The following is a 7,776-nucleotide window of genomic DNA, read 5'->3' on the forward strand; positions in this document are numbered from 1 at the left end:
GAGTACTCGCGCCGCAGGTCGTCCTCCACGTACTTGCGGGTCAGCGCGGCGCCCCCGCAGATCACCGGGAACTTCAACCCCTGCCGCTCCAGGTCCTGCACCACGTACTTCATCTCCAGGGTGGACTTCACCAGCAGCCCGCTCAGCCCGATGGCGTCGGCGCGGTGCTCCTGCGCCGCCGCGATGATGGCGTCGGCCGGCTGCTTGATTCCCAGGTTCACCACCCGGTAGCCGTTGTTGGTGAGGATGATGTCCACCAGGTTCTTGCCGATGTCGTGCACGTCGCCCTTCACCGTGGCCAGCACCAGCGTGCCCTTCTGCGCTCCCTGCTTCTTCTCCATCCTGGGCTCGAGGTAGGCCACCGCCTGCTTCATCACCGAGGCCGAGTCCAGCACCGAGGGCAACTGCATCTTGCGCGCCCCGAACAGTTCGCCCACCGTGCGCATGCCGTCCAGAAGCACGTTGTTCACCAGGTCGAGCGGCGAGTAGCTCGCGAGCGCCTGCTCCAGGATCTGCTCCAGCGTCCGCCGCTGCGCCCCGTTCCCCAGCGCCTTTTCCCCCTGGATGATGCAGTACTTGAGCTGGTCCTCGACCGCCAGTTGCTCGGCGTGGGCCACCGGCGGCGGCGCCGCCTGCTCCTTGCCGGCGAAGTGCGCCATGTACTTCTGCAGCGGATCGCCGGCGCTCGCGTCGGCATAGATCAGCTTGCGCGCCAGTTCAACCTCTACATCAGGGATCTTGTATAACGGATAGATCTTGGAGTAGTTGACGATGGCGATGTCCAGCCCGTAGTTGACCGCCTCCCAGGTGAAGACCGAGTTCAGCACCCGCCGCGCGTAGGTGCCCAGCCCGAAGCTGATGTTCGAGACCCCCAGGATGGTCTTCACCTCCGGCAGTTCGTGCTTGATGCGCCGCACCGCCTCCAGCGTCTCCTTGCCCGCGCTGCGGTACTCCTCCTGCCCGGTGGAGATGGGCAGGGTGAGCGCGTCGAACACCAGCTCCTGCGGCCGCAAGCCGTACTTCTTCGTGGCCAGCTCGAAGATGCGTCGCGCGATGGCCGTCTTCTTCTCCGCGGTCAGGGCCATGCCCTGCTCGTCGATGGTCAGCGCGATGACCCCCGCTCCGTAGCGCTTGGCCATAGGCAGCACCTTCGACGTCCGCTTCTCCCCGTCCTCCAGGTTGATGGAGTTGATGAGGGGCTTGCCGGGGATGCGCTTCAGCGCTTCCTCCACCACCTCCGCCTCGGTGGAGTCGATGAGGATAGGCGCGGGCACCCGCGTCGCGATCTTCTCCAGCACCGCGCTCATGTAGGCGCGCTCGTCCTCGCCCACGATGGCCACGCACAGGTCCAGCATGTGCGAGCCCTCCGCCACCAGCCGCTTGGCTTGCGACAGGATCTCGTCGTACTGCCCGCCGCGCACCAGGTTGCGGAACTTCTCCACCCGCGTGGTGGTGTTCATCTCCTCCGCCACCACCAGCGGCTTGGGATTCAGGTCGAGCGGCACTGAGGTGTAGGCGCTGGCCGCCGCCGCCTCCGGCTTCGGCTCGCGCTTGGCGGGCTCCAGGCGGGAGACCGCCTCCACCACCGCCTTCAGGTGCTCGGGGGTGGTGCCGCAGCAGCCGCCCACCACCCGTACCCCGTAGTCCGCGACGAAGTGCTTGTGATACTCCGCCAGCTCCTGCGGCGTCAGCTTGTACACCGCGCGCCCGCCCACATTCTGCGGCAGCCCCGCGTTGGGCAGCACCGACACCTGCTGCGGCGCGTTGGCGCACAGGTAGCGCACCGCGTCGTTCATCTCCCGCGGCCCGGTGGCGCAGTTCAGCCCCAGGATGTCGATGTCGTAGGGCTCCAGCGTGGTCAGCGCCGCCCCGATCTCGGTGCCCAGCAGCATGGTGCCCGAAGCCTCCAGCGTCACCTGCACCGTGACCGGCAGGCGCTTGCCCGCCGCCCGCATGGCGTCGAAGACCCCGGCCAGCGCCGCTTTCGCTTGCAGAAGATCCTGACAAGTCTCGATCAGCAGCACGTCCGCGCCGCCCGCGATCAGCCCGCTGGCCTGCTCCAGATACGCCGCCGCCATCTCGTCGAAGCCGATGTGCCCCAGCGAGGGCAGCTTGGTGGTCGGCCCGATGGAGCCGGCCACGAAGCGCGGCTTCTCCCGGGTGGAGAACTGCTGTGCCACCTCGCGCGCCAGGCGCGCGGCTGCCTGGTTGATGGCCCCCACCTGCATCTCCAGGCCGTACTCCGCCAGCACGATGCGCGTGGCCCCGAAGGTGTCGGTCTCCACCACGTCGCAGCCCACCGCCAGGAAGCTGGCGTGGATGTCGCGGATGATCTCCGGCTTGCTCAGCACCAGCAATTCGTTGCAGCCCTCCTTGCCCCAGTAGTCCTCGGGGGTCGGCTGGCGCACCTGGATGCTGGTGCCCATGGCCCCGTCGTAGACCACCACCCGCTCGCGCACGGCTTGGAGGAAATCACTCATCGTCTCTGCTTCGCTTGCCTTCCCCTAAACAACAGCGGCCGGTCCGCCTTGGACCGGCCCTCCATCTTAGCGTGATTTTCAGATCACCCGATCACCCGATCCTCAAAACACCTTCTCCGGTAGCGTCGGCGGCACGCCCGCCGGGTACATGGCGTTCTCTCCCTGGTGCGCCGGCATGGGCGACAGCAACTGCTCCTTGCGATAGACCAGCTGGCTGGCCTCGGTGGCCGCGATCTCGAAGGCGTGCCCGTGGGTGATGGCGTCGGTGGGGCAGGCCTCCACGCAGTAGCCGCAGAAGATGCAGCGGTTGTAGTCGATGTTGTAGACCTTGGCGTAGCGCTCCGCTCCCGAGATGCGGTGCTCGGCGGTGTTCTCCGCCGCCTCGATGTAGATGCAGTTGGAGGGACAGGCGGCCGCGCACAGGAAGCAGGCCACGCACTTCTCCAGGCCGTTCTCGTCGCGCTGCAGCACGTGCACCCCGCGGAAGCGCTCCTCGAAGCGGGCCCCGCGCAGCTCGCCCTTCCCGTCGGGATAGTTCTCCACCACCGTGGGCGAGAACAATTCTCGCAGCGTCACCGACATGCCTTTGGCGATGCCCGCCAGGTCCTTGATCACCGGCATAGGCGTTTAGTATAGCGCGGCCGGCGCCACGCCTGCGGCTTGTCCGGGCCCTCCGCCCATGCGACAATCCCCGGAGTCCGCCCCCGCGACCGGGGTCAGGGAGGATGCCCGCCATGCGCCGCCTGCTTTCGAGTTCCGTGTTCCTGCTCGTCCTCGCGGCTCTTCTGGCTGCCCAGACCGGCAACTGGAAGCAGTACGAGAGCAAGGACGGCCGCTTCACCGTCCTGTTCCCCGGCGACCCCGACGACCACGACACCGGAGCGGGCACCGGCGTCCACTCCCACACCCTGGTGGCCGCCGAAGCGCCCGCCCTCTATACCGTCATCTACGCCAACCCGGCGACGCCGCAGCCGGTCGACGACGCCACCTATGCGGTCTACCGCGATTCGGTCTTCCAAGCCCTGCCCGACTGCAAGGTGGGACCGGAACAGCCCCCCGCTCCCGCCCGCCAGGGCTACATCGGCCACTGGTACCGGCTGGACTGCGACTCCCAGGGCGGCAAGGTGCTAATGGAAGGCAACCTCTACTGGGGAGCGCGCCACTCCTACGCCGTCATGGTCATGTTCCCCGCCGGCCCCGACCAGCCCAAGCCTCTCCAGCGCTTCCTGGAATCCTTCTCCCCCAACGACTGAGCCCGTCAGGGCGCCAGAACCCAGCCCGGCGGAGCCTGCCCTGAGTGAAGCCGAAGGGTGAGTGCCGGGTACACCGGCAGGCAGCTTCCCGAGTCCCGTCAGGGACGGCACAAAAATCACCCCATCCCCCGATGACCCGATGTTTTTGTCAAGCCCCCTTCTTTGTGGATTCCCCCTAACCCGTCCGCGCCCTGCGCCGGGTCAAGACCTTCCGCCTCTGCCCCCACTTCCCCAGCTCCGGCCGCTTCGAACCCTTCCGCGAGGCCTGGGGGCTCTTGTGCAAGCGGAATTCTTCCCTGCTTCCCGGAGATCTGTCATATAGTTCCGCCTCCAGACGCACCCAGGAGGTTCCGGCATGAGGATGATCCGCGCCCTGCCGCTGGCGGTTTTCCTGCTTCTCGTCGCCTTGTCTCTGCGCTCGTCCGCGCAGATGCTCTCGCGAACCCCTCATCTGACGGCGCCACCCAAGGTGCCGCCGGGGGCGAATCTGCCCTCCTCCATCGCCCACCCGCCGCCATCGGTGAAGCGGCAGAAGGCCCCGTCCCCGGCCAAGGAACTCGACTATTTTGCCGGGGTCTGGCACGAAACCGGAGGATGGAAGAAGAGCGTGCTGGGTCCGGGCGGCTGGTTTTCCACCGACTTCGATAACCGCTGGCAGAAGGGCCACCTGACCTCGCACTGGACCGAGGAGGCGACGGGGGGTAGTGGCGCCGGGGAGACGATCTACGCCTACGACTCCAAGGAACGGGTCTACACCTGCCATGCCGCCGACACCAAGGGCACGGCGGAGGACTGGGAAGCCACCCTCAAAGCAGATACCTGGACCTGGACGGGCAAGGTGGGCAGGCTCGGGGACGGGCGCACGGTGAGAGGCCGCTACATCCAGAAGGAGGTCTCCCCCACCCACTACACTTCCCGGTACGAGATATCCGTCCAGGGTGGCAAATGGACCAAAGTGATGGATGGATACGGTTATAAGAAATAGCGGTTGATGGGTCCCTGATCCTGCGCCACCCGCCTCACAGGAACTCGAACTCCTTGAGCACCTGGGCGAAGACCTCGCCGCTGCGGGGAGCGCCGTAGAAGATGGCCGACCTGGAGCCGCGGTTGTTGAGCACGGCGCGCGGGATCTCGCACAATTCGGGGGGCGCTCCGCCGTGCACGCGCTCGCAGCCCACTGTCGCCACCCCGCGCAGCCCCACCCATTTGTCCGAAGAGATCTCTTCCGCCGGGCTGCTCATGTCCATCCGTCCCTTCACCACCCACTTGCCTTCTTCCTTGGCGAAGAGCCCGGTCTCGGCGGCGGCCGCCAGGTCCTGGTCCACTGTGGCCACGGTGATGGAGTAGAGATCCTGGTCGTGGTCGAGCTTGATCTGCTGGGCGCGGTCGCGGCGCTGCAGGCGGAAGCCGCAGCCGTTCTGCACCTCGTCGGCCTCGGCGAAGGGGATGAGCACCCAGCCCGCCGGGATGTGGATGCGGAAGCCGCACTTCTTGCTGGTGTAAACCGTGGGGTGGTCCCCGGGCTTGGGCTGCTCCTGCGCGCGCAGGGAGGCCACAAGCCCCACCGCCAGGATCAGCCCCAGGCTCGACAAAAAGCGGCTGCGGACCATGGCTACCGGCCCTCCCTGGGCATCTAGGATGTCCTTCTCAGGTTGTCATCCTGAGCGAGCGATGTGCTGCGGCTGTGTCGCAGGACATCGCGAGTCGAAGGACCCCTATGACCTCCAAGGCTCCCACACCGCTCTAAGGAATCCTCCGCGAGATTCGTCTGGCCATAGGGGTCCTTCGCTGCGGCTCGGTCGCATGCGCTCCTTCGCCGCGCTCGGGATGACAAATCAATAGACCCGGCCAGTGCAGGGCTGAAGCCCTGCGCCACCGTCTCACGCCCCCTGGATGGAGGGCGGCACCGAATCGCCGTGGGCAGACAGGCTTTCCAGGTATCCCGCGATGGCTTCGCGGATGTTCTTCAGCGCTTCGGCGCGAGTTTTTCCCTGCGAGATACACCCCGGCAGCGACGGCACTTCTGCGACAAATGCCCCGTCCTCATCAACTTCGATCAGCACCCGATACTTGAGGTGGTTGGCCATAGGCGCATTTTACTCCAGCCCCAGGCTCTTCCAGATCGCGTCCACGCGCTTCTTCGTGGCTTCGTCCATGCGGATCTCGCCGGGCCAGGGGCGGGTGAAGCCTTCGGCGGGCCACTTGCGGGTAGCGTCGATGCCCATTTTCGACCCGTAGTTGGGCAGGCGCGAGGCGTGGTCGAGCGAATCCACCGGGCCCAGGGTGAACTGGATGTCGCGCTCCGGGTCGATGTGGTTGGCCACCCGCAGCACCACCTCGCGCAGGTCCTGCACGTCGCAGTCTTCGTCCACCACCACGATGCACTTGGTGAACATGGCCTGCCCCAGCGACCAGATGGCGTGCATCACCTTGCGCGCCTGCCCCGGGTAGGACTTGCGGATCGACACGATCATCAGGTTGTGGAAGACCGCCTCGATGGGCAGGTTGACGTCCACCAGTTCGGGGATGGCCAGCCGCATCATGGGCAGGAAGATGCGCGCCACCGCCGTGCCCATCCAGGCGTCCTCCTGCGGCGGCTTGCCCACGATGGTGGTCGCGTAGATCGGCTCCTTGCGGTGGGTGATGCAGGTGAGGTGGAAGACTGGGTAAAGGTCGGGGAGCGAATAGAAGCCGGTGTGGTCGCCGAAGGGACCCTCGGAGCGCAGCTCGTCCAGCTTGACGTAGCCTTCGAGCACGATCTCGGACGTGGCCGGGACCTCCAGGTCCACCGTCTCGCACTTCACCAGCTCGACCGGCTTCTGCCGCAGGAAGCCGGCGATCAGCATTTCATCCACGTCGGGGGGCGCGGGCACGATGGAGCAGAAGGTGACGGCGGGATCGGTGCCGATGGCCACCGCGACTTCGAGCTTCCCTTCCGGAAGCTGCCCCACGGGCACGGCCGAGCCGCCCGAAGTGCGGGCCATGATGTCCACGGAACTGTGTGGCCCAGGCGACCCGCCTGGGCTGGCCGCCGCCCGCAACGCTTCCCGGTAATGCTCCGCCGCGACCTTCTGCCGCTGCCAGTGCATCCCGGTGGATTGGCCGTCGTAGACCTGCATGCGGTACATGCCGACGTTGCGCTTGCCGCTGCGCGGGTCGCGGGTGAAAACGCAGGGCAGTGTGAGGAAGCGCCCGGCGTCCTGGGGCCAGCACTGCAGCACCGGGAAGTAGTTAAGGTCGAAGTTCTCGCGGCGGATGACTTCCTTGCAGGGGCCGCTGGAGACGGTCTTGGGGAAGAACTTGCCCAGGTCGGCGAGCATGGGCAGCATCTTGAGCTTGTCGAGCAGGCCCTGGGGCGACTGCACGTCCAGCAACTGGCGCAGGCGCTCGGCGACCTGGTCGAGCGACTCCACGCCCAGCGCCAGGTTCATGCGGCGCGCCGAGCCGAACTGGTTGATGAGCACCGGCCGGCCGGGGTGGCCCTTCACGTTCTCGAAGAGCAGGGCGGGGCCGCCGGGGGCGGGGCGCGCGCTCTTGGAGACGCGGTCGGTGATCTCGGCGATCTCGAGCGCGGGGTCCACCTCGGCGCGGATGCGCTTCAGTTCGCCCGCGCGCTCCAGCGCGCCGATCCACTCTCTGAGGTCGTTGTAGGCCAAGCCGCCTCCTCCCCTGCGACCGACGATTATAACGGGCGAGGCTCCCCGAATGCCCCGCTCAAGCGTTCCGTGCTTGAGTGGGTGAAGGCAGGGATCCGCTGAGCGGCGACTGGGGCGCGTCCGCGCGATGTGTTCACCCACACAAGCCAACCCCGGGCTTAGCGTGTGGCACCCGGCGTTCTATGCTTGAGTGGGTTGGTTTTCGGCATTAACCTAACGGCAACTCGCGAGTTGGGGTCTTCGGTCCGGATACACGTTCTCTCCTCCATTCGGTGGGACCGTCGCCCCCAAAGGACCACCGATGCGGAAGAGATTGATTCAACTGATTGTTGTGCTGCTTGCGTCGTTTCTTGCACACGCCAGCGAAACGGCCTCGTGCCGTCAAGC

7 protein-coding genes are annotated in these 7,776 nt (G+C 66.6%); 2 read left to right on the plus strand and 5 right to left on the minus strand.

Translation table 11 applies throughout. The features are described from left to right. The coding region (locus tag VEG08_11625) for a homocysteine S-methyltransferase family protein (GenBank protein HXZ28633.1) at positions 1-2,480 on the minus strand (2,480 nt) is incomplete at its 3' end. Positions 2,481-2,582: 102 nt separating this feature from the next. Further along, positions 2,583-3,101 carry an NADH-quinone oxidoreductase subunit NuoI gene (nuoI, locus tag VEG08_11630; GenBank protein ID HXZ28634.1) on the minus strand — a complete coding sequence of 173 codons (519 nt, stop codon included), beginning with the start codon at positions 3,099-3,101 and terminating at the stop codon, positions 2,583-2,585. A 113-nt stretch (positions 3,102-3,214) separates the two neighbouring features. Between nuoI and VEG08_11635 the strand changes: the two genes are divergently transcribed. Beyond that, positions 3,215-3,733, plus strand: a complete 519-nt coding sequence (locus VEG08_11635; GenBank protein HXZ28635.1) for a hypothetical protein — start codon at positions 3,215-3,217, stop codon at positions 3,731-3,733. A 355-nt stretch (positions 3,734-4,088) separates the two neighbouring features. Then, on the plus strand, positions 4,089-4,718 hold the full coding sequence (locus VEG08_11640; GenBank protein ID HXZ28636.1) for a hypothetical protein: 630 nt from the start codon (positions 4,089-4,091) through the stop codon (positions 4,716-4,718). Positions 4,719-4,752: 34 nt separating this feature from the next. Here the strand turns inward: VEG08_11640 and VEG08_11645 are convergent, their stop codons facing one another. From VEG08_11645 to VEG08_11655, 3 genes are all read right to left on the minus strand, one after another. Further along, positions 4,753-5,343: a hypothetical protein gene (locus VEG08_11645; GenBank protein HXZ28637.1), complete on the minus strand. Its 591-nt coding sequence runs from the start codon at positions 5,341-5,343 to the stop codon at positions 4,753-4,755. A gap of 270 nt (positions 5,344-5,613) precedes the next feature. After that, the gene (locus tag VEG08_11650; protein ID HXZ28638.1) at positions 5,614-5,820 is read right to left on the minus strand and encodes a type II toxin-antitoxin system HicB family antitoxin; all 207 of its coding nucleotides are present in this window, start codon (positions 5,818-5,820) and stop codon (positions 5,614-5,616) included. 9 nt (positions 5,821-5,829) lie between these two features. Next, on the minus strand, positions 5,830-7,389 hold the full coding sequence (locus VEG08_11655) for a UbiD family decarboxylase (GenBank protein ID HXZ28639.1): 1,560 nt from the start codon (positions 7,387-7,389) through the stop codon (positions 5,830-5,832). Positions 7,390-7,776: the final 387 nt, after the last annotated feature.

This window comes from Terriglobales bacterium (assembly GCA_035624475.1).
Taxonomy (GTDB): Bacteria; Acidobacteriota; Terriglobia; order Terriglobales; family Acidobacteriaceae; genus DASPRL01.